The following is a 25199-nucleotide window of genomic DNA, read 5'->3' as shown; positions in this document are numbered from 1 at the left end:
AGGCCCGGAGGGGTACTGCTCGTGCCGGCGCGGCCTCTGCGGGAGGGCCGTGGCGCACGCTGCCGGCAGGTCATCGGACTCGCGGGTACGGCTGCTGGAGCCGCCCGCACACCGCTGCGGGGCAGTCCCGGATTCGCACCGGGTTCCCCTGCATCGACAGCAGAAGCGAGCATACATGTAGTGCCGCCAGACTGTGGCGGCACCATATGTTGTGCCTGTCGTGTCGCGGATGTGCGTGGGACGGGCGGCTGGTCAGTGCTTGAGATAGACCTTGTACGTACTCGAATCGCCGGTCGACGACGTGAATTGGGCGACCAGCCGGTAGTGCCCGGCGGTGGTCAGGGCCTCGCTCACGGCCCGGTCCGTGGCCCTTGGCGCGGTGCTGTCGAGGACGACCATCGTGAACCAGCCGTCCCGGATCGCGGCCACGCTGCCGTCGTCGCCGTGGTGCTGGACGCCGGCCCCGTCGCGGTACTCCGTGCCGGTGCGCGCGGAGACCCACTGCTCGGGCTTGGAGACGCTGCCGAGGTAGTACTCGGCGAGTCCGTCGACCTCGGTGAGATAGCGGCCCTGGGGCTGCGTGTGGGCCGCCAGGACGGCCAGCAGGCGGCCGGAGTCGGGCCCGTTCTGGTAGCGCAGGGCGGACTGTTCCAGGCCGAGGGCGAGCAGGGCGACCCAGACCAGGATGCCGAGCTGGGGATGGCGGAAGTGGGCGCCGACCAGTCGGGTCAGGCCGACCCCGGCGAGCGGGGCGGCGAGCAGCATGCCGTAGCCGAGGTGGCGGAACAGCGCGCCGGACGTGCCGGTCCACAGGTGGGCGGCGGGGATCAGCAGGGCGGTGACGGTCAGGGCGGCCCCGAGCAGGGCGCGCGGGCCCCGGGTGGTGGGGACGGCGTCCTTCTCCGGCGCGTCGTGCTCGTTCATCTGTTCGCGGCGCGCGTAGGCGATGGTGCCGGCTACCGCGAGGACGGTGAAGAGGCCCGCCCACTGGAGCGTGGCGAGCAGGATCGAGCTGGCCGAGCCGGGGGCGTTGCCGCGCGAGGGTGACCACCCGGCGACCTTGCCGAGGGTGCCGTACGGGAGCAGCAGGACGAGGGTGCCGACGGCCGCCAGCAGCGCGCGCAGGCCGGCCGGGCCGACCCGGCGGTACGGCCGGGCGCAGGCGAAGGCGAGGGCCACCAGAGCGGGGACGGCGAAGGCCGCGGAGTAGGCCACGGCGCAGGCCAGCGCCGTGGGCGGGGCGGCGAGCAGGGCCAGGGCCGGATGGCGTCTCGCGGTGAACACCGTGGTCCAGGCCGCGAGGGCGACCAGCAGGACGGCGAGGGACTCGGGCGCGGCGTAGAAGCCGACCACGACGGTGGACTGGAGGACGGCGTACACGGCGATCGCGCAGATGGCGACCCGCTCGTTGAACAGCCTCCGGGTCAGCGAGTACAGCAGGACGGTGGTGAGCAGCGCGAAGCCGAGGCTGAGCAGCCGGGTGCCCCAGATTCCGTTGGCGTCGGCGGCGGCGCCGGCCAGTGGTGGGTAGAGCCAGGGTGAGCCGTGCACCCGGTCGAGCAGGTCGGTGGTGACGGGGGTGCCGTGCAGGAGGTGGGCCAGCTGCTGGCGCCCGGCGACCATGGCGGCGGCCTCGTCGGGGTGTGCGGCGCCCAGCAGGCGCAGCGAGAGCGCGGCCTGGACGGTCAGGACGGCGCCCAGCAGGCCGAGGGCGATCCGGCGGCGGCGGGGGCTGGCGCCCGGGTCCCAGCCGATCGCGGGGACCCGCGGGATGGTGTACGGGGCGAGCTCGACGCCGTCGGGGTTGTCCACCGCCACGGCCGCGCGGGGCCCGGCGGGGTCGGGCTCCGGTTCGGTGGTCCGGCCGTGGGCGGAGCGGCCGTGTGGGGCGGGAGGGAAGTCGGATTCAGTGTTCATCGGGGGTTCCGGATGTCGAAGCCGTAACGGGGGTCGGACACGCGCTGCTTGAACGCGGCGAGGGTGTCCGGGACGGCCTCGACCCGCCAGTCCGCCCGCTTGACGATGTTGAACCAGACGAAGCCGACGATGTCGTCGTGCGCCTCCAGCCCGGAGAACAGCTGGTCGATGTCCGCGTGCTGGCGCTTGCCCTGCTCGGAGGCGGTCTCGCTGATGAAGAAGGGCTTGTCGGAGAAGGTGCGGATCTCGGCCATGGTCGGCCCGTAGAGGGTCTCGAAGGTCTTCGGCCCGGTGCGGGTGAAGTAGCCGGTCATGCCGGCCCAGTCGACGTAGGTGTCGCCGGGGTAGTACGGCGCCAGGCGGGTGTTGGGCGCGGGGTCGGTGATGTTGGGGCTCCAGACCCAGATCACGTTGGTGGCGCCGGCCTGGTCGAAGAGGTCGTGGACGTGGCGCCAGGCGGCCACGAAGTCCTGGGGGGTGGTGGCCTGACGGCCCCACGGGTACCAGTCGCCATTCATCTCGTGGGCGATGCTGATGGCGATCGGCAGGTTGAGCTTGGCGACGGCCTTGGCGACGCCGCGCACGTAGTCGTCGGTGTCGCCGGCCGCGATCGAGGCGAGCGAGCGGTCGTGCGGCTCCCAGGCCATGAAGGGCAGTGCTCCGGCCTCGTGGATCCGGCGCACGCCGGCGGTGTCGAAGCCGCCCTTCCAGTGGGCGTAGTACTCCAGGACGTTGGGCTGCTTGCCGATCGCGGAACTGTAGCCGGGCAGCGCGTCCATCGTGGCGGGGACGTCGGGCAGGGCGGCGCCGAGGTACTTGTGGCTCGGCTTGAGCAGCGGCGTGACGTCGTACGGGACGCCGGCCGGCAGGGCCTTGGGCCGGGCGGGCGCCGCCGGTGCGGCGCTGCCGGTGGCACCGGGGGGCGCGGCGGCAGCGGCGGGGGCGGCCTGGGCGAGGTCCTTCTGCATCGCGAAGCCGGGGTCCTCGGGGCCGCACGCGGTGACGAGCAGCAGGCCGGCGGCGGTCAGCAGCGGGAGCGCCAGCCGGCGACGGAGTCGGCAGGCCCGCCGGAGGGGGGCGGTCATGGCGATCACACTGCTTCCGTGGGGCGCGGCTGGACGAGGACCCGGCCCACGATGGTGGCGTAGAAGAGGCCGGAGGCGAGGACGAGGGCGAAGTTCAGGGGGCCCATGGTGAGCATCCGCCAGATGCTCAGCAGTACCCAGAGCAGGGCCGTTCCGCCGCCCCAGACGATGACGCCGATCCAGAACCGGCGGGTCTTGTTCCTCTTGGCGCCGCTGGAGCCGGTCGGCTGCCAGGCCATCCGGTTGCGGCGCACGATGTCCCAGATGGCGAAGACGTGCGCCCAGCCGTACATCATGCGGGCGGCCCAGGCCTCCAGCCGGTAGGGGTTGCGGTGCCAGAGCGGGAAGACGATCGTCGCGTAGATCAGGCCGGGCAGCACCAGCGCGGTGTTCTCCCAGCGGATCAGGTCGGGGCGGGCGAGCAGCAGGACGATCGGTATGAGGGGGGAGACGACGGTGAACAGCGCCGTGTGGATGTAGTAGAAGAAGCCGGACAGGTAGCAGGCCCGGGTGACCGGCCGCAGTTTGGTCCGCCAGAACTTCCTGCTGCCGAGCAGGCTCATCGAGCCGGTGCACCAGCGGTACTGCTGGTTGAAGAAGCCGCCGACGTTGTCCGGGCAGACGCCGGTGGCCAGTGCGACGGGTACGTACTGGAGGTCCCAGCCCAGGCGGCGCAGGTCGAAGCCGGTGTGCACGTCCTCGGAGTGGCCGATCAGGGTGGTGCCGCCGTTCTCCTCCAGCGCCGCGCGTCGGTAGACCGCACAACTGCCCACGCAGATCGCGCCGTCGTTGCGTTGCCGGGAGACCTGGACGGTCCGGTAGAACAGCTCCTGGACGGCGCCGGCGCCGCGTTCGATCCAGTTCTGCGAGTCGAGGATGCGGAAGAACTGCGGGGACTGGACGATGCCGAGGCGCGGGTTGGCCTCCATGTAGGGGAGCATCTCGTTCAGCAGGTCCGGTCGGGGCGCGAAGTCGGCGTCCAGGATGAGGATGTAGTCGCTGTCGGAGTTGCGGAAGCCGAACTGGAGGTTGCCGGCCTTCTTGAACCAGCCGAGCTTGTCGCGGGTGCCGTAGACGAACTCGAAGTCGACGGCCATCTGCGCGAGCTGCGGGCTGTTGCTGTCGTCGAGGACGTACGGAGTGACCTCGCCCGGGTACTGGTCGCGCAGCCGGGCCACGTGGGTCCAGGTGTTGTGCAGCACCTCGATCGGCTCGCCGGCGACGGGCAGGAAGATGTCGACGGTCGGGTAGTGCTCGGGCTGCCACGACTTGACCAGGGCGCGGTGGGCCGACAGGTCGAACGTCTCGTTGAAGCCGTGGACCCAACGGGAGATCAGGTAGTAGACGATGGTGAAGGCGAGCGGCGGTATGAAGAAGAGGAACCACGGCGTCGCGCTCAGCAGCCCGATCTCGCTGGCCACCATGCAGACGAAGCTGATGAGGGAGAAGCAGGTCAGCACCCACAGGTTGGTGCGGGCGTAGAGGTACTTCTCGGTGTTGTCCGGAGGTTGGGGGAGCAGGCCCCACCGGTTGCGGGCGGCCGGGTCGCGCCGGCTCCGGCGTCGTGAGACCGGCGGCTGACCGCCTCCCGCGAGTCGCGCGCTCTCGGTGACAGTCACGTGCTCTACTCCCCCGAAGCCGTACTGAGTCTGAACCGTCCCCGTACGGCGGCCGTTGTCGCTCGGGCACCAGGGGACGCCAGGATCGTACGGGACCGATCGCTCGGAGTTCGCTCCCCCCTCTTCGGTCGGTCGTCCGGAACCGATATCGAGTTCCGATCGTGATGTGGACGGGGGTGCGGCCGGAGCGCTTGTGTACGGTTGTCCGCTCGACGGTCGAGAACGGGTCGGGGAAGAGTGATGATCATCGAGGACGGCACGGCCGGGCGCGTGGCGCGGGGCCTGCGGGCGGTCGCCGCGTTCGGTGCGGTCGCCGCGTTGCTGGCCGGGTGCAGTGGCGAGGTCGGGGCGGTGGAGCCGCCGGCCGCCACGACGACGGCGTCCGGGCCGGGTCTCTGCTCGACCGCGCAGGAGCCGTTCCCCAAGCTGGCGTTGGACGGCGGCGCCAAGATCCTCGAACCGAACCCGTGGAACACCGCCGGCACGGTCTGCGTGGACCCGGTCGGGGAGAGCGGGTTCTCGCTGTCCCGGACCGATGACTTCGTCCCGAGGAACCCGCTCGCCCCGGGCGCCTACCCCAACGTGTCCACCGCGCCGGGCGCGAGCGGACTGCCGGTGCCGGTCAGCGCCCTCGGCGACGCCACCGCCGACTGGGACGCCAATGGCCGGGTGAGCGGCTCCTTCAACCTCTCCTTCGACCTCTGGTACGGCTCCAGTCCGGACAACTGCCTCCCGGGGGAGAGCGCCGAGGTGATGATCTGGCTGGACGCCACCGACAACGTGCGGCCCGCCGGTGACAAGGTGTCGGACGCCCTGCCGTTCGGCGACGCCAGCTACCACGTCTACCAGGCGCCGATCACCGGCCCGCACAGTGTGATCAGCTACGTCCGCACGGCACCGACCCACACCACCCGTGGCCTCAACCTGCGGCTGTTCACCGCCGACGCCATGGCGCGCGGGTACGTCCCCAAGGGCTCCTACCTGTGTCGGGTGCAGGCGGGTTTCGAGGTCTGGAGCGGCGGGACCGGCCTGCGCAGCAACTCCTTCGCCTTCCACAACCGGGTCGGCCTGCCGGCGGGCGAGGTCCCGGCGGGCGCTCCGGGGATCTGCCTGCGGCACGGCGGCGGGATCGCCGGGGCGCCGGTGACCGTCGGATCCTGCGGCGACCAGGCCGTCTCGACCGGGTGGACGGTGGGCAACGACGGTTCGCTGCGCGGGGGAGCGGCCTGCCTGGCACCGGCCGCCGACCGCACCTCGGTGACGCTGGCCGAGTGCACCGGCGGTACCGCGCAGCGCTGGGCCACCGCCCCCGGGCAGCGGCTGAAGCACCAGGACAGCGGGCTGTGCCTGGGCACCGCGGGCGGTGCGCTCGCGGACGGCACGCCGGTGCTCCTGAGACCGTGCGCGGACACCGTCTCGCAGCGCTGGAAGCTGCCGTACAACGGAGTCGCGTGAGTCGGCGTCGCCCACGGGAAACCGCCGCCGCGCTGACGTTTCGTCCGCGCACCCCCCATGGGCGTGGCGGGGTGGATGCCCTAGCATTCGGGCCATGAGCGATCGACCGGTACCGAGTGGCGAGCCGGGCCAGCCCCCCACGCCACCGCAGCAGGCACCGGCCGGGGGGGCCGCTCCGGCCACCGGTGTGCCACCGCAGTCCCCGAGCGGAGCCTTCGGCCCCGCGTCCGGTTACGGGCCGCCGCCTGCCGCGCCCGCGCAGCCTCAGCAGCCGACGCCGCATCCGGCCGCGCAGCCGGTGCCGCCGGTTCCGCAGTCGGGCGGGGGACCGGCTCCGCTGGCGCCGGGGCCGGTGCAGCCAGGCCCGGTGATGCCGCAGCCAGGCCCGGTGACGCCGCAGCAGGGACAGCCCGTCCAGCCGCAGGCGCCGATGCCGCAGCCCGGCCCGCCGGTCGGCGGGCAGCCCTTCCCGCCGGGCGCGCAGCCGGCCCAGCCCGTGGCGCACTGGCAGCAGCAGGGCGGCTTCCAGCCGCCGGTCCCTCCGTCCGGCCTGCCGGTCGCCCAGTCCAGCACACCGGACTGGGCGGCGCTGGCCGAGCAGAACGAGCAGTCCGCCAAGCGCGGCCGTCGGCTCAAGCTGATCGGCGTGGTGACCGCCGTGGTCGTGGTGGCCGCCGCCGGTGGCGGCGGGTACTGGTACCTCCAGCACGGCAAGGAGAAGGAGCCGGTGGCCCAGGGCCCCGACAAGCCCGGACCGACGTCCCCCGGTCCGTCGAGCCCGCCGGTGAGCGCACCGCCGGTCAAGGGCATCGACAGCCCGCCGACCGTCGGCTCGCTGCCCGCCAAGAAGGGCTCGGCCGCGCTCAACCTGGGGGCCGACGCCAAGCAGGGGACGATGGCCGGCTTTTCCGGGCAGGTCCTCAAACTGCCCAGCGGCCAGGACTCGTTCGCCTCGACGTCCACCTCGGTCATCGACGTGAACAAGAGCTTCACCGTCTCCGCGCGGGTGCTGGTCGACGTGCCCAACGGCAACCGCAGCGCGGTCAGCCAGGGCGACGGCCAGTACTACTCGTACTCGCTGGGCCGGGCCGGCAACAACGGGCACGACCAGTGGTACTTCAAGGTCCAGGTGCCGGGCGGCGGTTCGGTGATCGCCTGGTCCAAGGGCGACGCGACGGTCAACCAGTGGGTGCTGCTGACCGGCGTGTACGACGACCCGTCGGGCCAGCTCACGCTGTACGTCAACGGTGCTCCGCAGTCCTCGGCCAAGTCCGCCGGGGTGCAGCCGAGCGGCACCAACTCCCTGCAGGTCGGCCGGCTGAGCTCCAACTCGCAGTGGGCCGACCCCTGGCACGGTGCCGTCGCGGACATCCAGGTGTGGGACCAGGTGCTGCCGGAGGCCGACATCGTCAAGATCGTGGCCGGCCCGAGCTCGCCGCCGTCCATCGCGCCGATCGCGGCCTGGCTCGGCGGCTGAGCCTGCCGGGGGCGGGTCCCGTGGTCCGGTGAGCACGACCCGCAGGAGCCGCCGCAGGGCCGACCGGCCCTCGTGAACGTCCGGCCGCCGTCCCCGGCAGTGTGGGGCGGCGGCCGAATCGCGCCCCGGGACGCGGGCTCAGGGTCCGTCCGGATGCGAAGTCCCAGATGAGGAGCAGTACTGATGAGCGCGGACGGCCGCTGGATCCGGCCCGAGTCCACCCGCAAGCCCGTCCTCGGCGGGGCCAGGCCGGCCGGGGCGGCGCTCGGCGCGCGCGACCGGACGGCGACCGGGGCGGCGCAGGCCTACCCGGCGGCCGACCGGCGCCGCCGCAAGCCCGGGCTGCCAAGGGTGCCGCACCCGGCCCGGCCGGCGCTGCGGGCCGACTGGCTGCCGCTGGCCGCAGTGCTGCTGATCCAGGCGGCGCTCTCTTACCACCTGATCCTCAGCAACACCGCCTTCATCGACGAAGGCACCTACATCTACGCGGGCTACCAGGAGATCGCGCACCTGCGACACGGCACCCCAGTTGCGACGTACGAGACCTTCTTCTCCGGCTCCCCGCTGATCTACCCGGTGGTGGTGGCCGTCGCGGACTTCCTCGGCGGGCTGAACGGCGCCCGGCTGCTGAGCCTGGCGTTCATGCTCTCCGCCACCGTCGCCGTTCACCTGGCCACCCGGCGGCTGTACGGATCGCTCGCGGCGTTCTGCGCGGCGACGGCCTTCGTCGCGCTCGGCCCCACCCAGTTCCTCGGCGGCCTGGCCACCTACGACGCGATGGCGCTGGCGGTCCTCGCCTGGGCCGGGTACTTCGCGGTGCGGCTGACCACGGGCGGCGGCCACCCGAGCCTGGTCGCCTCCGGGCTGCTGCTGGCCCTGGCCGGCGCCACCAAGTACGCCGCGCTGCTGTGGGTGCCGGTGGTGTGCGGCATCGCGGTGCTGGCCGGGCCGCGCGGGTCGCTGCGTCGCTGGGAGGCCTGGCGGCGCGGGCTGCTGGTGCTGCTGACCTTCGTGGTGGCGGTCGGCGCGGCGGCGCTGGCGGCCGGCGAGAAGTACGTCAACGGCTTCAACCACACCACGCTCAAGCGCGCCCCGGGCCACGACTCGTACTCCTACGTGGCCTCGGAGGCCGCCCGCTGGGTCGGCCCGCTGCTGGTGGTCGCGCTGGCCGGGGTGCTGGTGCAGCTGGTGCGGGCGCGGCGGCGCGGCGGTGCGGACTGGCCAGGGTTCTGGCTGGCGCTGCTCCTGCTGCTGGCCGGACTGATGGCGCCGGTGAACCAGATCCGCATCCACACCTGGCTGTCCCTGCAGAAGCACGTCGACTTCGGCGCCTGGTTCTCCTGCATTGTGGCGGGCCTGCTCCTGGCCCGTACGGTGCTCTGGCTGAAGGGCCGTCTGCACCTGGTGGCCGGGGTGGCGGCCGCCGTCCTGGTGGTCGGCCCGCTGGCTTGGGTGGGCTCGGCCCAGGGCCGCGAGATGTACGGCGAGTGGTCGAACTCGAAGGAGTTCGTGGCCGCCCTGGAGCCGTACATCGTCAAGGGTGAGGACCGGTACCTGGTCGAGAACTACAACGTCCCCGCGTACTACCTGCGCAAGCAGACCAACTGGCAGCAGTGGCACGACCTGGTGGCCGTCTTCCGCCGGGACCCGGCCACCGGTGAGATGCAGAACGGGGTGCCCGCGATCCAGGCCGGCATCCAGGCCCACGAGTGGAAGGTCGTGGTCCTGGACTTCACCCAGACCGCGGCCATCGACAGGGCGATCCAGCCCACCCTGAAGGCCGCCGGGTACCGGGTGGTCACCGTGGTGACGAGCGGGAAGCATGGCCGGTACACCGTCTACGTCGCGCCCGGGTACGACAAGAAGCCGTGACGGACGTTCAGGGCGGGCCGCCCGCTCAGAACGCCATGGTGTAGACCATCAGGTCCATTCCCGGGTACGGGGCCCAGTCCCGCTCGGGCGTGCGGCGGAAGCCTATTCGCTCGTAGACGCGGTGGGCGGTGGTCATCTCCGGGCGGGTGGAGAAGGCCATGCCGGCCAGGCCGAGTTCGTGGCTGCGGGTGACGGCGGCGCGGACCAGGGCCTCGCCGACGCCGCGGCCGCGGGCGGCGGGGGCGGTGGCGAGCATCCGGATCTCGCCCTCCCGCGGGGTGGCGATGTCCGCCCACTCGGTGCCGCCGACGGCGAAGGTCACGCAGCCGAGGACCCCGGCTCCGGCCGCGTCGACGGCGACCAGCAGCTCGGCCTCCCGGGCCCGGCGCTCCGAGTCGCGCAGCAGCTCGACGTAGCTGCCCGTGGGGTTGGTGAAACCGTCGCCGACGAAGGCCTCGACGGTGATCCGGCCGGCGTCGGCGAGGTCCTCGGGGAGGGCCTGGCGGATGAGGAAGTCCATCGGGCCAGTGTGCCGGAGCCCGGTGCGGGGCGGTTCTGCGGGGTCGAACGGACCCGGTGGGCGGCAGGGCGGGTGGCAGGGCGGGCGGCCGGGAGGCCCGCCGGGGAGGGCGGCCGTCAGTCCTCCCCGAACGCCAGGTGCCCGACCCCGTTCCAGCCGTCCGGCCGCAGCCGCCCGTCCTGGGCCCGCCAGAGGCTGGTGGAGCAGTTGTGCACCGGCCCGAGCGCGGTGAGCTGGTCCTCGGTGAGCCGGTCCAGCGCGTAGCGGAGCATCAGCACCGTGCAGTCGTGGGCGACCAGCAGGACGGGCCGTCCGGCCTCCTCCTCGCAGAGGTCCCGCAGCAGGCTGCGCACCCGCAGCGCGACGTCGGCCCAGGACTCGCCGCCCGGCGGGCGGTAGTACAGCTCGCCCATCTTGCGCCGCCGGGCCGCCTCCTCCGGGTGCTTGGCCTCGATCGCGGCCTTGGGCAGCATCTCCAGGACGCCGAGTTCGCGGTCGCGCAGCCGCTCGTCGTAGCGGACGGCCAGGGTGACCGGGACGGCGCCGAGCCCGGCGGCCTGGGCGAGCGCGATCCGGGCGGTTTCGGCGGTGCGCACGTACGGCGAGCACCAGACGCTGCGCGGGCGGTCGGCGCTGGGCAGAGCGGCCCACCAGTGGCCGAGCGCCTGGGCCTGCCGCCGGCCGTTCAGTGACAGCGGGATGTCGGCGTCGCGGCAGCTGATCGGGACGCTGAGGGCGCCGACGGCCTCGGCGAGCTGGAACTCGACGTTGGCGGTGGACTCCCCGTGCCGGGTGGCGATCAGTACGGACGGCAGCCGGCCGGCCGTCGGCGGGCGGTGGGCGGCGGCGTGCTGCCCGTGACCGCCGGCGTGCGGGCCGTGGCCGGTGCCGTGCTGGCCCGGGGCGGTGCCGTGCTGGCCCTGCGTGGTGGCGTGGTGGTGCTGGCTCTGGGTGGACTGGTGCTGGCCGTTGAGGGTGGTGCCGAGTTCTGCCATGGCCGCGAGCTCCCCGTGGTCGATCAGGTCCCGGCCGGATGCCGGTCCGGTCTGGTGGTGCCCGGCGTGCACGCCTGTTCATACATATGATCGCGCCGCCTTCTCCAGTGTTCACGGAGAAGGCGGCGCGATCACAGGGCGCGTACCGCGTCAATCAGTGCGCCGCTACGGGCTCCGGCGCGTTCTTCGGCTCTTCGTCGCCGGCTTCGGCGCTGTAGTCGGACGGCTTGGTCTCGTCCGGGAGCTCCGGTGCCTTGGCCGCCCGCAGCACCAGGGTGAGCACCACCGAGACGATCAGGTTGAGCGCGAAGGCGGTCAGGCCGATGTAGCCGATCTCGCCGATGACGGGGATCTCGGCCGAGTTGCCGCCGAAGTGCTTGGTGGCCTTGCTGGAGATCCCGTACGCCTCCCAGGTGCCGTACACCATGCCGGCCGCCCAGCCGGCGAACAGCGCCCAGTGGTGGAACCAGCGGGTGAACAGGCCGCCGACGATCGACACGAAGGTCTGCAGGATCCACAGGCCGCCCAGCAGCTGGAGGTTGATCGCGGCCTGCTTGTCCATGCCGAGCACGAAGACCAGCGCGCCGACCTTCACCAGCAGCGAGACCAGCTTGGCGATCCGGGTCTCGTCGGCGGGGGTGGCGGCGGGCTTGAGCCACTCCTTGTAGACGTTGCGGGTGAACAGGTTGGCCGCCGCGATGGACATGATGGCGGCCGGCACCAGCGCGCCGATGCCGATCGCGGCGAAGGCCACGCCGGTGAACCAGTCCGGGAACATGTCCGCGAACAGCTGGGGCACCGACAGCTGGGAGTTGTAGCCCTTGACGCCCTTGCCGACGCCCGCCGCGACCGCCATGAAGCCGAGCAGCGCCAGCAGGCCCAGCATCAGCGAGTAGGCGGGCATGATCGCCATGTTGCGGCGCACGGTGTTGCGGGACTTGGAGGCCAGCACGCCGGTCACCGAGTGCGGGTACATGAACAGCGCCATCGCCGAGCCGAGGGCGAGCGTGGCGTACGTCCACTGCTTGTTCTCGGGGATGGTCAGCGAGCCGGCCTTGGCCTCCTTGAAGTGCTGGGCGGTGGCTTCGAAGATGTGCCCGTAGCCGCCGAGCCGGATCGGGATGTAGATCACCGCGACGATGATCACGATGTAGACCAGGGCGTCCTTGACGAAGGCGATCAGCGCCGGGGCGCGCAGGCCGGAGGAGTAGGTGTAGGCGGCCAGCACGCCGAAGGCGATGAACAGCGGCAGGTCCTTGACGAACCAGTTGGCGTTCTCCCCGCCGCCGACCCCCAGCACGTCCAACACGGCCTGGATGCCCACGAGTTGCAGGGCGATGTACGGCATGGTGGCCAGGATGCCGGTGAGCGCGACCACCAGCGACAGCGGCCGCGAGCCGTACCGGCCGCGCACGAAGTCGGCCGGGGTCACGTAGCCGTGCACCCGGGAGACCGACCAGAGCCGGGGCAGGAAGAGGAAGACCAGCGGGTAGGCGATGATCGTGTACGGCACCGCGAAGAAGCCGGCCGCGCCGGTCGCGTACACCGCCGCCGGGACGGCGACGAAGGTGTACGCGGTGTAGAGGTCGCCGCCGAGCAGGAACCAGGTCACCCAGGTGCCGAAGCTGCGCCCGCCCAGGCCCCACTCGTCCAGGTGCGCCGCGTTGTCCGCGCGGCGCCAGCGCGAGGCGAGGAAGCCCATCACCGTGACCAGGGCGAAGAACAGCACGAAGACCACGAGGGCCGGCACGTTGACGTCCTTCATCGCGCACCGCCCTTCCGGGCCGCCTTGCGGGCCTTCTCGTCACGGTTGATCAGCAGGTAGGCGGCCACGGTGAACACGGCCGACACCGGCACCCAGAGCAGTTGGTACCAATAGAAGAACGGCATGCCGGCCGCCGCCGGGTCGCTCTTGTCGTACGAGGACACCCAGAGCATCGCGACGATCGGCACGAGCAGGGCCAGACCGGCCAGCACCCGTTCGGGCGTCACCGCCGGGACGGGCCTCCCGGCTGGCTCGGGCATGACATCTTCGACGGTGAGGGGATCAGACGGCATCTTCGGCTCCGCTCCGGAGGGTTCCCCGTCGGCGCCGCAGCCCGGTCGGCGCCGAGCGCCGTACGGGCCCGCCGAGCAGCACCATCGGTGATCGGCAGTCAGGTCTGTACGGCTGCGCAATCTAGAGCATGGGGTGATCCATGTCACCGGAATTGACGCAACTTCCCACCAGACGGACGCGAGCGGCCGATGTCCGCCCCCGTGCGGCGGAAACGCGGCGGGAGCAGTGGCGGAAACGCGGCGCACGTACGGCGGGAAGGCGCTGCCGGCGCGGGACCCGGAGAAGCCGTCGCGGAACGCGAAGGGCACCGGCGCGCGGGTCGCGCGCGCCGGTGCCCGAAGTGCGGTGGGGGAGTGCGGCTACTCCGGACGCTTCAGCCGGGTGATGAACTTGTAGCGGTCGCCGCGGTAGATCGAGCGGACCCACTCGACCGGCTCGCCCTCGGCGTCGAAGGAGTGCCGGGAGAGCTGGAGCATCGGCAGGCCGAGGTCGGAGCCGAGCAGGCCGGCCTCGCGCGGGTTGGCCAGGGTGGTCTCGATGGTCTCCTCGGCCTCGGCCACGGTGACCCCGTACACCTCGCGCAGCGCCGCGTAGAGCGAGTTGTGCTTGGCCAGGTTGCGGCGCAGGGCCGGGAAGCGCTTGGCGGACAGGTGAGCGACCTCGATGGCCATCGGGTCGCCGTTGGCCAGCCGCAGGCGCTCGATCCGCAGCACCCGGCCGCCCGGCTTGATGTCGAGCAGCGGGGCGAGCCGGTCGTCGGCGGTGATGTAGCCGATCTCGATCAGCCGGGAGGCGGGCTCCAGGCCCTGGGCGCGCATGTCCTCGGTGTAGGAGGTCAGCTGGAGGGCCTGGGCGACCTTGGGCTTGGCGACGAAGGTGCCCTTGCCCTGGATGCGCTCCAGGCGGCCCTCGACGACCAGCTCCTGGAGGGCCTGGCGCACGGTGGTGCGCGAGGTGTCGAACTGGGCGGCCAGTGCTCGCTCGGGCGGCACCGGGGTGCCGGCGGGCTGGGTCTCGGTGAGCTGCAGCAGGTGCCGCTTCAGGCCGTAGTACTTGGGGACGCGCGCGGTCGGATCGGTTCCGGCCTGCGTCGGGAGGCTGTTCACCTCGGGGTCGTCGACCTGGGCGGTGGATCCCCCGTCGCTGCTCATCGGACCTGTTCTCCCGCTTCTCGCGAGGTCCTCACTGACCCCGCCACATCGTTAACGGCTCACATCGTTGCATGTATGGCTACGGAACGAATACCTCATCACGCGATGAACGATGTGCGGTGTCGGCTTGATAACGGGTGGTCGAGATCGGTCGAACAGCCGTTGACAGGCCCATTGGTCTAGGCCAAGCTCCAGGCAGCTGGTCTACACCACTAGGCCGGTAACTATGAATCCCCCCACCCGTTCGAAGGGGTCCGCGGCACCATTCCCCCCGCTTTGTGTGGGTCTGCCGCTGCCGCCCGACGGGGGCAACCCAGGCATCCCTCAGGAGGATGGCGTGAAGCGTCAGCTCATCGCGGCGGTCGGCGTCGCAGCAATGGTCGTCGGCGTGGCGGCTTGCGGCTCGGACGACAAGAAGGAGGGCGGTTCCTCCTCGGCGGCCAAGAACTACGACGGCAAGACCCTCACCGTGTGGCTGATGGACGGCTCGGCCCCCAAGGGCTGGGAGGACAGCGTCAAGGCGGACTTCGCCGCCGCCTACCCGGGTGCCAAGCTGGAGATCCAGACCCAGAAGTGGAACGGCATCGGCCAGAAGGTCACCGCCGCCCTCTCCGAGGGTTCGGTGGACGTCCTGGAGATCGGCAACACCCAGACCGCGGGTTACGCGGCCACCGGTGGTCTGCTCGACATCACCAAGGACAAGGCCGACCTGGGCGGCGCCGACTGGGCCGCCAACCTGAGCGAGTCCTCGATCATCGAGGGCAAGCAGTACGCCGCCCCGTGGTACTTCACCAACCGCGTGGTGACCTACAACAAGGACATCTGGACCAAGGCCGGCATCACCGCCCCGCCGAAGACCCTGGACGAGCTGTACCAGGACCTGGACAAGGTCAAGGCCGTCCCCGGCGTCAACGACGCCCTCTACATGCCCGGCCAGGAGTGGTACGTCTACTTCGGCCTGCTGCAGAGCGAGGGCGGCAAGCTCGCCAAGAAGGACGGCGACAAGTGGGTCGGCGGCCTGTCGAGCCCCGAGGGCCAGAAGGCGTTCGAGACCTACAAGAAGCTGCAGGGCTACTCGGCCACCGCCCCGAAGGACAAGGACGAGGCCACCCCGCAGCAGAAGGACATCTTCGCCAAGGGTGACATCGGCACCATCATCGGCCTCGGCTGGGAGCTCCCGAAGCCCGAGGAGCTGGCGGCCGACAAGATCGGCTTCTTCGCCCTCCCCGGCAAGACCGCGGACAAGCCGTCCAGCGTCTTCCTCGGCGGCTCGAACCTGGCGATCGCCCAGCAGAGCAAGAACCCCGAGCTCGCCAAGGGCTTCATGAAGATCGCCATGAGCGACAAGAACGAGGGCCTGGTCGCCTCGTCCGGCCTCATCCCGAACAAGGTCGCGCTCAACGGCCAGGTCACCGGCGACTTCGCCAAGGCCGCCCTGCCGGCCTCCGCCAACGGTGCGACCACCCCGAACGTCCCGACCTGGACCAATGTCGAGAACGAGCCGAACCCGATCAAGGACTTCCTGACCTCGGCGCTGACCGGCGACTACGCCGCCGCGGCCAAGAAGGCCGACGACGAGATCGCGAAGCGTCTCAACCAGAAGCAGTAAGGCAGTCGAGCGGCGTCGCTCACCGGCTCCCGGCGGGGGGGCCGGTGGGCGGCGCCTTCCGTCGTGGTCGGGTTTGCAAGGAAGAGAGAGCGATGGCTGCGCAGTCGGAACGGGTGCAGACACAGTCCCCGGAGCCAACGAAGTCCGTGGTGGCGTCCACGCCCACCACCCCCGGTGCCGAGCGCACCCCGAGCAGGGGCGGCAGACCGTCGGACGGGCCCGGCGTGGCGTCCAGGTTCGCCCCGTACCTGCTGCTGCTGCCGGCCATCGCGGTGACCCTCGTCCTGCTGCTCTGGCCGTTGGTCGAGACGGCCGTGGTGTCGTTCCAGAACCTCAACAAGCGGCAGTTCATCCAGCACCTGACCGAGTGGAACGGCTTCGGCAACTACACCGACCAGCTCACCGGCTCGGAGTTCTGGACGATCACCCTGCGCACGGTGATCTTCACGGCGGTCAACGTCGTGCTGATCATGGTGTTCGGCACGCTGATCGGCCTGCTGCTCAACACCCTCGGCAAGTGGATGCGGCTGGCGCTCTCGGTCGCCCTGCTGCTGGCCTGGGCGATGCCGGTGGTCGCCGCGACCACCGTCTACACCTGGCTCTTCGACCAGAACTTCGGCGTCGTCAACTGGTTCCTGGACAAGCTGGGCTGGCACTCCATGGCCCACTTCAACTGGACCGGCGGCCAGTACTCCACCTTCTTCGTGATCATCCTGCTGATCGTGTGGCAGTCGGTCCCGTTCGTGGCGTTCAACATGTACGCGGGCCTGACCACGATCCCCAAGGAGCTCTACGAGGCCGCCCGGATGGACGGCGCCGGCTCGGGCAAGATCTGGACCTCGGTGATCTACCCGATCATGAAGCCCTTCCTGCTGGCCACGACCTTCCTGGAGGTCATCTGGGTGTTCAAGGCCTTCACCCAGGTCTACCTGATCAACAAGGGCGGACCGGACGGCCTGACCCGCACCCTGCCGGTGCACGCCTTCCTCGAGGGCATCGGCTCCCAGCGCTTCGGCGTCGGCTCCGCGATCGCGGTGCTCACCATCCTGATGCTGGCCGCGCTGATGGCGTACTACTTCCGCATCATTCTCAAGCAGGAGGACGAGCTGTGAGGCGCTCGCTCATCGGACGCACCTGGCCGAACCTGATCGCGGTCGTCCTCTTCGTCTTCTTCCTGTTCCCCGTCTACTGGATGTTCACGACGGCGTTCAAGCAGAACAAGGACATCGTCAGCCGGGACCCCGTCTTCCTGCCGCTGAACGGCACGTTCGAGCACTTCGACCGCGCCGTGCACGTCCCGCACTTCTGGACGTACGTCACCAACAGCCTGATCGTCACCGTCGGCGCGGTGCTCGGCTCGCTGGTGATCGCCACCCTGGCCGCCTTCGCGATCGCCCGGATGCGCTTCCGCGGCCGCAAGGGCTTCGTCCTGGTCGTGATGGCCGCCCAGATGGCGCCCTGGGAGGTCATGGTCATCGCGGCGTACCTGATCGTCCGCGACAACGACATGCTCAACAGCCTGGTGCCGCTGACCGCCTTCTACCTGATGATGGTGCTGCCCTTCACGATCTGGACGCTGCGCGGCTTCATCGCCGCCGTGCCGAAGGAGCTGGAGGAGTCGGCCATGGTGGACGGCTGCACCCGCACCCAGGCCTTCGTCAAGGTGATCTTCCCGCTGCTCGCTCCCGGCCTGATGTCGACCTCGCTGTTCGGCTTCATCACCGCGTGGAACGAGTTCCCGCTGGTCAACATGCTGAACAAGAAGGAGGCGGCGCAGACCCTCCCGCTCTGGCTGTCCTCGTTCCAGACCGCGTTCGGCACCGACTGGGGCGCGACCATGGCCGCGTCGACCCTGTTCGCCGTACCGATCCTGATCCTGTTCATCTTCCTGCAGCGCAAGGCGGTCAACGGACTGACCGACGGCGCCGTGAAGGGCTGAGTCCACGTGAGCATCCTCGTTCCCACCGTGCCGGACAGCGACCAGCTGCACCGCGACGCCCTGACCGTCCTCCAGCCCGGCTTCGTCGGCACCGAGCCGCCGGAGTGGCTGCGCCGCCACCTCGCCGCGGGCCTCGGCTCGGTCGCGCTGTTCGACCGCAACGTGGTCGACCTCGGCCAGCTGTCCGCGCTGACCGGGGCGCTGCGCGCCGAGAACCCCGACCTGCTGATCGCCATCGACGAGGAGAGCGGTGACGTCACCCGGCTGGAGGCGGGCTCCGGCTCGTCCTGGCCCGGCAACCTCGCGCTCGGCGCGATCGACGACCCGGCGCTGACCCGGGACGTCGCCCGCGAGCTGGGCCGGGCGCTGGCCGCGGCCGGCGTCAACTACAACTGGGCGCCCACCGCGGACGTCAACTCCAACCCGCGCAACCCGGTCATCGGCGTCCGCTCCTTCGGCGCCGACCCCGAGCTGTGCGCCCGGCACACCGCCGCCTGGGTCGAGGGCCTGCAGTCGGCCGGCGTGGCCGCCTGCTCCAAGCACTTCCCGGGCCACGGCGACACCGCGGTGGACTCGCACCACGGCCTGCCGGTCATCGACGTCGACCTGGACGTGCTGCGGGCCCGCGACCTGATCCCCTTCCAGGCGGCGATCGCGGCCGGCACCAAGGCCGTGATGACCGCCCACATCATGATCCCGGCGCTGGACCCGAAGCTGCCCGCCACCCTGAGCCCGGCCGTGCTGCGCGACCTGCTGCGCGCGGCCCCGGCCGACGGCGGCCTGGGCTACCAGGGCCTGATCGTCAGCGACGCCATCGAGATGGGCGCCATCGCCGACACCTTCGGGATGGGCGAGGGCACCGTGCTGGCCCTGGCGGCCGGCGCGGACGCGATCTGCGTCGGCGGCGGGCTCGCCGACGAGGAGACCGTGCTGATGCTGCGCGACGCCATCGTGGCGGGCGTGCGCTCCGGCCGGCTCGCCGAGGAGCGGCTGGCGGACGCCGCCGAGCGGGTCCGGGCGCTGGGCAGCTGGGGCCGGATCGCGGCCCAGGGCGAGCGGATCGAGCCGGACCTGGCGGTCGGCCTGCGGGCCGCGCGCCGGGCGCTCCGGGTGGTCCGGGCGCCGGGCCTGGTGGTGCCCCCGGTGAGCGAGCGCCCGTACGTGGCCTCGTTCTCGGACGAGCCGAACATCGCGGTCGGCGACGTCACCCCGTGGGGCGTGGCCGGCATGCTGGCCGACCGCTTCCCCGGCACCCGCACCCGCGAGGTGTCGGCGGCCGAGGCCGCGCCGGAGCTGCTGGACGCCCTGGTCGGCGAGCTGGTGGCCGGCGCCGAGGGCCGCCGCCTGGTGCTGGTGGTCCGGGACGCGCACCGGCACGCGTGGATGTCCGCCGCGCTGGGCCGTCTGGTGGCGGCCAGGCCGGACGCCGCCGTGGTCGAGATGGGCCTGCCCCAGTCCGAGCCGGTCGGCGCCCTCCACATCGCCACCCACGGCGCCGCCCGGGTCTGCGGACTGGCGGCCGTGGAGGTCCTCACCGGACAGCCGGGAGCGGTCGGCTGAACCGACCGACGAGGCGTCACCGGCCGTGTCCGGGGACGTCGGCCCACGGGCCCGTCATGCGCATGTCGCATGGCGGGCCCGTTCCGTTTCCCGGGCGTCGACCTGCGGATCCTCCGGGTGACCGTGTTCCCTCAAGCAGGCCTTAAATCCACCTTAAGATTCACTTGGGGTGACGGAACGGCGACTGGCCGCCACGCGGTACAACAGCTCTGCAACGGCCGCCCCGAGGAGGGCTTTTGGTCGTTGACACCACCTATGGTCTAGGCCAGAGTCCAGTCATCCGGTTCGAGATTCAACCTCGCCGGATGTGGTATCGGCCCTCCCCGAAGCTCTTCGCCGCCCCCTGTCCGGACTCTCCGCCACGGGCGACGCCAATCACGCTGCCGGCGGGCAACACGGCTCTACAACCCTCGGAGGATGGCGTGAAGAAGCGTCAGCTCATCTCGACGCTCGGGACCATGGCACTGGCGGTCGGTCTGACGGCCTGTTCCTCGGCCGCGAAGCCCGCGGGCGGCGGCGCTCCCGCCGGCTCCGCGGACGCGAAGGGCGCCGCCGGCACCGTCACCGTCTGGCTGATGGACGACGCCCAGAAGAACTGGCCGGACCTGGTCCAGCGGGTCAACGACGAGTTCGCGGCGAAGTACCCGAACATCAGCCTCAAGCTCGTCTACCAGGGTTGGGCCGACAAGGTCGGCAAGCTCGACAAGGCCATCGCCGACGGCAGCGCCCCCGACGTGGTCGAGCTGGGCAACACCGAGACCATGAAGTACGTGCTCTCCGGCGCGCTGGCCCCGGTGGACCGCAGCACCTTCGACAACTCCGACACCTGGATCAAGGCGCTCGCCAACACCTGCACGTACCAGGACAAGCTCTGGTGCGTGCCCTACTACGCCGGCTCCCGGGTCGCCATCTACAACTCCACCGCCTTCCAACAGGCCACCGGCAGCGCCGACTTCCCGAAGACGGAGACGGAGCTGCTGGCCGCGCTGGACAAGATCGCGGACCGGAACAAGGCCGACAAGACCTTCTCCCCGCTGTACCTGCCCGGCCCGTACTGGTACGCCGCGATGAGCTACGTGGCCGCGTACGGCGGCGCCATCGCCAAGTTCGACGGCTCCGGCAACTGGCACGGCACCCTGCACGACCCCAAGTCCCAGCAGGGCATAGCCCACTTCGTCGACCTGGTGCGCAAGTACAACAAGGGCGACCTGACGGTCAACGAGCAGAACCAGTTCGAGTCGATGGCCCGCGGGCACGCCGCGTCCTTCTACGGCAACGGCTACGAGGCGGCGAGCGTCACCGCGCCGGTCACCGGCGACCCGAGCCTCAAGGACGCCGTCAAGGTGGCCACCATGCCCGGCCCGGACGGCAAGCCGCTGCCGACCTTCATCGGCGGCTCCGACCTCGCCCTCACCGCCAAGTCCCAGCAGGCGGCGGCGGCCGCCGACTGGATCCGGATGTTCACCGGCACCAAGTCCCAGCAGGCGCTGGCCGACAAGGACATCCTGCCGAACAACCTGACCCAGCTGAACCCGCTGAAGAACAAGCCGACCACCGCCGCCGCGGCCAACGCCGTCCCGGACGCCTGGTTCACCCCGCTGGCACCCGGCTGGGGCGCGATCGAGAAGCAGAAGATCATCCCGGACATGCTGGCCTCGATCCTCAAGGGCAAGTCGGTGGACCAGGCCACCAAGGAGGCCGACGCCGCGATCGACCAGCTGATCAACAAGGCGTCCTGACCTTCCGTCGCGGCCCGTCGCGGTGCGCCCCTCCGGCTTCCGGAGGGGCGCGTCCGTCCGGAAGCCGGAGGGGCGCGTCCGTCCGGCCTCCGGGGGCGCACTCCGTCCTCGCGGGGCGCGCGGACGGAGTGCCCGGCGGCAGGTGCGACCGTAGGATTGCCGCACGAAGTACCGCAGCGAGTGTGCGGACTCGCCGCCGTGGAGGTCCCCGCCGGGCAGCCGCCCGAGCGGGGTCGAACCGTCTCATCGGAGGCAGACCCAGATGTCCGACCCGCAGACTGTTTCCGTCCCCGGCCGGATCATGGCGGCGGAGATGGCCGAGCAGCCGGCCGTCCTCCAGCGCATCCTCGACGAGGGTGCCCCGAAGATCCGCGAGGTCGCCGCACAGATCGCCGCCCGCAAGCCGCGGTTCGTCCTGCTCACCGCGCGCGGCACGTCCGACAACGCCGCGCTGTACGCCAAGTACCTGATCGAGATCCTGCTGGGCAAGCCGGCCGGACTGACCTCGATGTCCACCACCACCGCGTACGGGGCCAAGCCGGACCTCACCGACGTCCTGGTCGTCACCGTCAGCCAGTCCGGCGGCTCGCCCGACCTGGTGGCCTCCACCAAGGCCGCCCGCGAGGCAGGCGCCGTCACCCTCGCGGTGACCAACAACGCCGCCTCGCCGCTGGCCGAGGTCTCCGAGTTCCACATCGACGTGCTGGCCGGCCCGGAGAAGGCGCTGCCGGCCACCAAGACCTACACCGCCGAGCTGCTGGCGCTCTACCTGCTGGTCGAGGGACTGCGGGGCGGTGACGGCTCGGCCGCCGAGGGGCTGCCGGGGCTGGCCGCCGGGGTGCTGGCGCGCAGGGCCGAGGTGAAGGCGCTGGCGGAGCGCTACCGCTTCGCCCAGCGCCTGGTGATCACCTCGCGCGGCTACGGCTACCCGACCGCCCGCGAGGCGGCGCTCAAGCTGATGGAGACCACCTACATCCCGGCCACCCCGTTCTCCGGCGCGGACCTGCTGCACGGTCCGCTGGCCATGGTGGACAACGTCTCGCCGGTCATCGCGATCGTCCCGGACGGCAAGGGCGGCGAGGCCCTCCAGCCGGTGCTGGACCGCCTGCGCGGGCGCGGCGCGGACCTGGTGGTGGTCGGCCGGCAGGCGCAGGTGGACGCCGCCTCGGCGGGCTTCGCGCTGCCGGCCGGCGTGCCCGAGGAGGTGCAGCCGATCCTGGAGATCCTGCCGCTGCAGCTGCTGGCCTACGAGGTCACCATCGCCCGCGGCCAGGACCCGGACGCCCCGCGCGCCCTGGCCAAGGTCACCGAGACGCGGTAGCCCGCCCCGGGCGAGGAGTCGGCCCCCGGTCCACAGGCCCTGTGGACCGGGGGCCGACTTCCTGAGCGGCGGACAAGTGGTTCCGGGGGTGGAAAGCACTACGGGCCACGGCGCCGACACGGGACCCTCAACCCGTGCGGCACCGCAGCCCGGAGCTGTCGTCGGGCGCCGGAGTCGGTCGAGAACTGTGCGGGGTCCTCGATCTGTGGCGTCCGACCGAGGAGGGGTCGCGCGCGGTCAGGGCAGTTGCGCGCGGGCCTCTCCTTGGTGCTCTTTCATTGTGGACTAGACCAATCTCGGTTGTCCAGGCCTCTCGGCAAATTGGTCTAAACAACTCCGGGGGTGGCGGGACCCCGCGCCGGGCCTCCCGCCGGACCCCGCCCGGGCCCTCCCGCAGGCCCGCTCCCAGGTCCGCCGCGCCCCGCCGGGACCGGCGGCGATACGCTCGCCATGTGCCCTCGCTGAACGAACTCGTCCGCCGCCACACCACCCTCACCGGGGCCGACGTGGAATGGCTCCACCACCTGGTCTCGGAGTGGCAGCTGCTCTCCGACCTCTCCTTCGCCGACCTGGTGCTGTGGATCCCCACCTGGGACGGCATCCGCTACGTCTCGGTGGCGCAGATGCGACCCAACACCGGGCCCACCTCCTACCAGGACGACATGGTCGGCCACCTCGTCCCGCGCGGCCGCCGCCCGCTGCTGGACGCCGCCTTCGACGAGGGCCGGATTGTGCGCGAGGGCGACCCGGAGTGGCGCGAGGAGGTCCCGGTCCGGGTCGAGTCGATCCCGGTCCGGCGCGAGGGCAAGGTGCTGGGCGTGATCGCCCGCAACACCAACCTGCTGACCGTCCGCACCCCGAGCCGGCTGGAGCTCACCTACCTCCAGAGCGCCTCCGACCTGGCCCAGATGATCGCGGCCGGCTCCTTCCCGTTCCCCGACGTCGAGCAGGCCGACATGGACGCCGCGCCCCGGGTCGGCGACGGCCTGATCCGGCTGGACGCGGACGGCATCGTCACCTACGCCAGCCCCAACGCCCTCTCCGCCTACCACCGGCTCGGCCTCACCACCGACCTGGTCGGCAGCCACCTCGGCCGGGCCACCGCCGACCTCGCCCCGCCGTCCCGCTCGGCCGTGCACGAGGCGCTGGTGAAGCTGGCGAGCGGCTGGGCGCCCCGGCAGACCGAGGTCGAGGCGCAGGGGGGAGTGGTGACCCTGCGGGCGATCCCGCTCAAGCCCAAGGGCACCCTGACGGGTTCGCTGGTGCTGTGCCGGGACGTCACCGAGCTGCGCCGCCGGGACCGCGAGCTGATGACCAAGGACGCCACCATCCGGGAGATCCACCACCGGGTGAAGAACAACCTCCAGACCGTCGCGGCCCTGCTGCGGCTGCAGTCCCGCCGGATGGACTCGGAGTCCGGCCGGGCCGCGCTGGACGAGGCGGTGCGCCGGGTCGGCTCGATCGCGATCGTGCACGAGACGCTCTCCCAGGCACTGGACGAGCAGGTGGCCTTCGACGAGATCGCCGACCGGGTGCTGGCGATGGTGATGGAGCTGTCCCAGGACGGCCGGGTGGCGACCCGCCGCACCGGCAGCTTCGGCATCCTGTCCGCCGAGGTGGCGACCCCGCTGTCGATGGTGCTGACCGAACTGCTCCAGAACGCCCTGGAGCACGCGTTCGGCCCGACCGCCTCCGGGAACCTGGAGGTCAGCGCGCTGCGCGGCCGGGCTCCGGCGACGGGGAAGGGCTGGTCGGACAGCTGGAACGGCGGCGCCCGGCCGGAGGAGTACCTGCTGATCACGGTGCAGGACGACGGCCGCGGCATGCCGGAGGGGTTCGACCCGAAGACGGCGGGCAACCTCGGGCTGCAGATCGTCCGGACGCTGGCCACCGGTGAGCTCGGCGGCACCTTCGACATGGTGGCCGGCCCGAACGGCGGGACCAAGGTGATCCTGGAGATCCCGGTCCGCTGAGGCCGCGCGAAGGTGCGCGAAGGTGTGCGACGTTGCGTGAAGGTGCGTGGCGGGGGCGTGCACGCGGCGGAAGCGCCGGGTGCACGCTCCACGCACCGGCGTGCGGAGCGCGGGACCGGAGTGCGGAACCAGGCGCGCAACCGGGTGCACAACCGGGGGCGGAAACAGAAACGAGGCCCTGTCGACCGGGGGGGGTGGGTCGACAGGGCCTCTCAACCCGTTCCGGCCGTCGGGGGGAGTCGGCCGGAGCGGGGGCTCTGGGTGGTGCGACACCTCGCCGGTGCGTTGCACACGGTGAGCGCCATAGCTCCACAATATTGCTCTAAGTGAACAGTATCAAGTGCCTGGGCGGGTCCGGTGTCGCGGGACCTGGCTGGGCGAGGTCCTTTGTGCGGAAGGCTTCACCAGGAGGTGCAGGGAAGCCTTTGATCATGTGTCGATCGGTACTGCGTTGCTGCTGGTGCTACGGCGTGTGATCGCCGGGCGATCAGGCGGTGCGGGCGCGGTTGCGGGCGGCGCGGCGCTTCATCGCGCGACGCTCGTCCTCGCTCATGCCGCCCCAGACGCCGGCGTCCTGGCCGGTCTCGAGCGCCCACTGGAGGCACTGCTCCATCACCGGACAGCGGCGGCACACGGCCTTGGCTTCCTCGATCTGCAGCAGAGCAGGACCGGTGTTCCCGATCGGGAAGAACAGCTCCGGGTCCTCTTCGCGGCAGACAGCGCGGTGGCGCCAGTCCATGGTCGTCCAACTCCTCCTGCCGCGGGGGGTGGCCCGATCGGCACAATCGAATGGCTTGTGAATGTGAACGCTTTCACGAATCCCGCAACAGCAAAAGAGACCAGAGGCCCGCCGGGCCCGGGTGGTCTGTGCTGAGGGGATTCGGCGATTCGAGGGACGAACCGCGGTC

19 protein-coding genes and 1 riboswitch are annotated in these 25199 nt (G+C 71.4%); of the genes, 10 read left to right on the top strand and 9 right to left on the bottom strand.

The window, feature by feature from the left end; genetic code table 11:
• Positions 1-46: 46 nt before the first annotated feature.
• Positions 47-206, bottom strand: a riboswitch (cobalamin riboswitch).
• A 46-nt stretch (positions 207-252) separates the two neighbouring features.
• The 3 genes from ACGF13_RS13710 to ACGF13_RS13700 are packed head-to-tail and all read right to left on the bottom strand — an operon-like array spanning position 253 to position 4426.
• Positions 253-1917 carry an ArnT family glycosyltransferase gene (locus ACGF13_RS13710; protein WP_392873313.1) on the bottom strand — a complete coding sequence of 555 codons (1665 nt, stop codon included), beginning with the start codon at positions 1915-1917 and terminating at the stop codon, positions 253-255.
• Positions 1914-3002 (bottom strand): glycoside hydrolase family 26 protein, encoded by a 1089-nt coding sequence (locus tag ACGF13_RS13705; protein ID WP_392873310.1) that lies wholly within the window; start codon positions 3000-3002, stop codon positions 1914-1916. The genes ACGF13_RS13710 and ACGF13_RS13705 overlap by 4 nt, the downstream gene beginning before the upstream one ends.
• A gap of 5 nt (positions 3003-3007) precedes the next feature.
• Positions 3008-4426 (bottom strand): glycosyltransferase family 2 protein, encoded by a 1419-nt coding sequence (locus ACGF13_RS13700; RefSeq protein ID WP_392874231.1) that lies wholly within the window; start codon positions 4424-4426, stop codon positions 3008-3010.
• A 435-nt stretch (positions 4427-4861) separates the two neighbouring features.
• Here ACGF13_RS13700 and ACGF13_RS13695 point away from each other — a divergent pair, with 435 nt between their 5' ends.
• The 3 genes from ACGF13_RS13695 to ACGF13_RS13685 all read left to right on the top strand — a co-directional run bounded on the left by ACGF13_RS13695 (position 4862) and on the right by ACGF13_RS13685 (position 9425).
• Positions 4862-6076: a ricin-type beta-trefoil lectin domain protein gene (locus ACGF13_RS13695; RefSeq protein ID WP_392873307.1), complete on the top strand. Its 1215-nt coding sequence runs from the start codon at positions 4862-4864 to the stop codon at positions 6074-6076.
• A gap of 388 nt (positions 6077-6464) precedes the next feature.
• Positions 6465-7553, top strand: coding sequence for a LamG domain-containing protein (locus tag ACGF13_RS13690; protein ID WP_392873304.1), 1089 nt, complete (start codon positions 6465-6467; stop codon positions 7551-7553).
• Between the two features lie 183 nt (positions 7554-7736).
• Complete coding sequence (locus ACGF13_RS13685; RefSeq protein WP_392873301.1) at positions 7737-9425, top strand: ArnT family glycosyltransferase; 1689 nt, start codon at positions 7737-7739, stop codon at positions 9423-9425.
• 25 nt (positions 9426-9450) lie between these two features.
• On the opposite strand, the gene ACGF13_RS13680 is transcribed toward ACGF13_RS13685, so the two are convergent.
• The 5 genes from ACGF13_RS13680 to ACGF13_RS13660 form a co-directional block, all read right to left on the bottom strand.
• Positions 9451-9945, bottom strand: a complete 495-nt coding sequence (locus ACGF13_RS13680) for a GNAT family N-acetyltransferase (RefSeq protein WP_392873298.1) — start codon at positions 9943-9945, stop codon at positions 9451-9453.
• A gap of 116 nt (positions 9946-10061) precedes the next feature.
• Positions 10062-10940, bottom strand: a complete 879-nt coding sequence (locus tag ACGF13_RS13675; RefSeq protein ID WP_392873296.1) for a histidine phosphatase family protein — start codon at positions 10938-10940, stop codon at positions 10062-10064.
• A gap of 154 nt (positions 10941-11094) precedes the next feature.
• Positions 11095-12705, bottom strand: a complete 1611-nt coding sequence (mctP, locus tag ACGF13_RS13670; protein ID WP_392873293.1) for a monocarboxylate uptake permease MctP — start codon at positions 12703-12705, stop codon at positions 11095-11097.
• Positions 12702-12965 carry a DUF3311 domain-containing protein gene (locus ACGF13_RS13665; RefSeq protein ID WP_392873290.1) on the bottom strand — a complete coding sequence of 88 codons (264 nt, stop codon included), beginning with the start codon at positions 12963-12965 and terminating at the stop codon, positions 12702-12704. The genes mctP and ACGF13_RS13665 overlap by 4 nt, the downstream gene beginning before the upstream one ends.
• A gap of 393 nt (positions 12966-13358) precedes the next feature.
• On the bottom strand, positions 13359-14150 hold the full coding sequence (locus ACGF13_RS13660) for a GntR family transcriptional regulator (protein WP_392873287.1): 792 nt from the start codon (positions 14148-14150) through the stop codon (positions 13359-13361).
• 337 nt (positions 14151-14487) lie between these two features.
• Between ACGF13_RS13660 and ACGF13_RS13655 the strand changes: the two genes are divergently transcribed.
• The 7 genes from ACGF13_RS13655 to ACGF13_RS13625 all read left to right on the top strand — a co-directional run bounded on the left by ACGF13_RS13655 (position 14488) and on the right by ACGF13_RS13625 (position 24291).
• Positions 14488-15759 (top strand): extracellular solute-binding protein, encoded by a 1272-nt coding sequence (locus tag ACGF13_RS13655; RefSeq protein ID WP_392873284.1) that lies wholly within the window; start codon positions 14488-14490, stop codon positions 15757-15759.
• Between the two features lie 92 nt (positions 15760-15851).
• A complete protein-coding gene (locus ACGF13_RS13650; protein ID WP_392873281.1) occupies positions 15852-16871 on the top strand; it encodes a carbohydrate ABC transporter permease in 1020 nt (339 codons plus the stop codon).
• Positions 16868-17698 (top strand): carbohydrate ABC transporter permease, encoded by an 831-nt coding sequence (locus ACGF13_RS13645; protein WP_392873278.1) that lies wholly within the window; start codon positions 16868-16870, stop codon positions 17696-17698. The genes ACGF13_RS13650 and ACGF13_RS13645 overlap by 4 nt, the downstream gene beginning before the upstream one ends.
• A 6-nt stretch (positions 17699-17704) precedes the next feature.
• Positions 17705-19258, top strand: coding sequence for a glycoside hydrolase family 3 protein (locus ACGF13_RS13640; RefSeq protein WP_392873275.1), 1554 nt, complete (start codon positions 17705-17707; stop codon positions 19256-19258).
• A gap of 458 nt (positions 19259-19716) precedes the next feature.
• Entirely contained in the window at positions 19717-20997 is a 1281-nt protein-coding gene (locus ACGF13_RS13635) for an extracellular solute-binding protein (RefSeq protein ID WP_392874228.1), read from the top strand.
• A 262-nt stretch (positions 20998-21259) separates the two neighbouring features.
• A complete protein-coding gene (locus ACGF13_RS13630; protein WP_392873272.1) occupies positions 21260-22318 on the top strand; it encodes an SIS domain-containing protein in 1059 nt (352 codons plus the stop codon).
• Positions 22319-22770: 452 nt separating this feature from the next.
• Positions 22771-24291, top strand: coding sequence for a sensor histidine kinase (locus tag ACGF13_RS13625; RefSeq protein WP_392873269.1), 1521 nt, complete (start codon positions 22771-22773; stop codon positions 24289-24291).
• A 487-nt stretch (positions 24292-24778) separates the two neighbouring features.
• Here ACGF13_RS13625 and ACGF13_RS13620 read toward each other — a convergent pair whose 3' ends face one another.
• A complete protein-coding gene (locus tag ACGF13_RS13620) occupies positions 24779-25030 on the bottom strand; it encodes a WhiB family transcriptional regulator (protein WP_014138019.1) in 252 nt (83 codons plus the stop codon).
• Positions 25031-25199 lie beyond the last annotated feature (169 nt).

The organism is Kitasatospora sp. NPDC048286, assembly GCF_043201735.1.
Taxonomy (GTDB): Bacteria; Actinomycetota; Actinomycetes; order Streptomycetales; family Streptomycetaceae; genus Kitasatospora.
The sequence above is the reverse complement of the archived record's forward strand: the minus strand, read 5'-3'. Positions and strand labels throughout refer to the sequence as shown.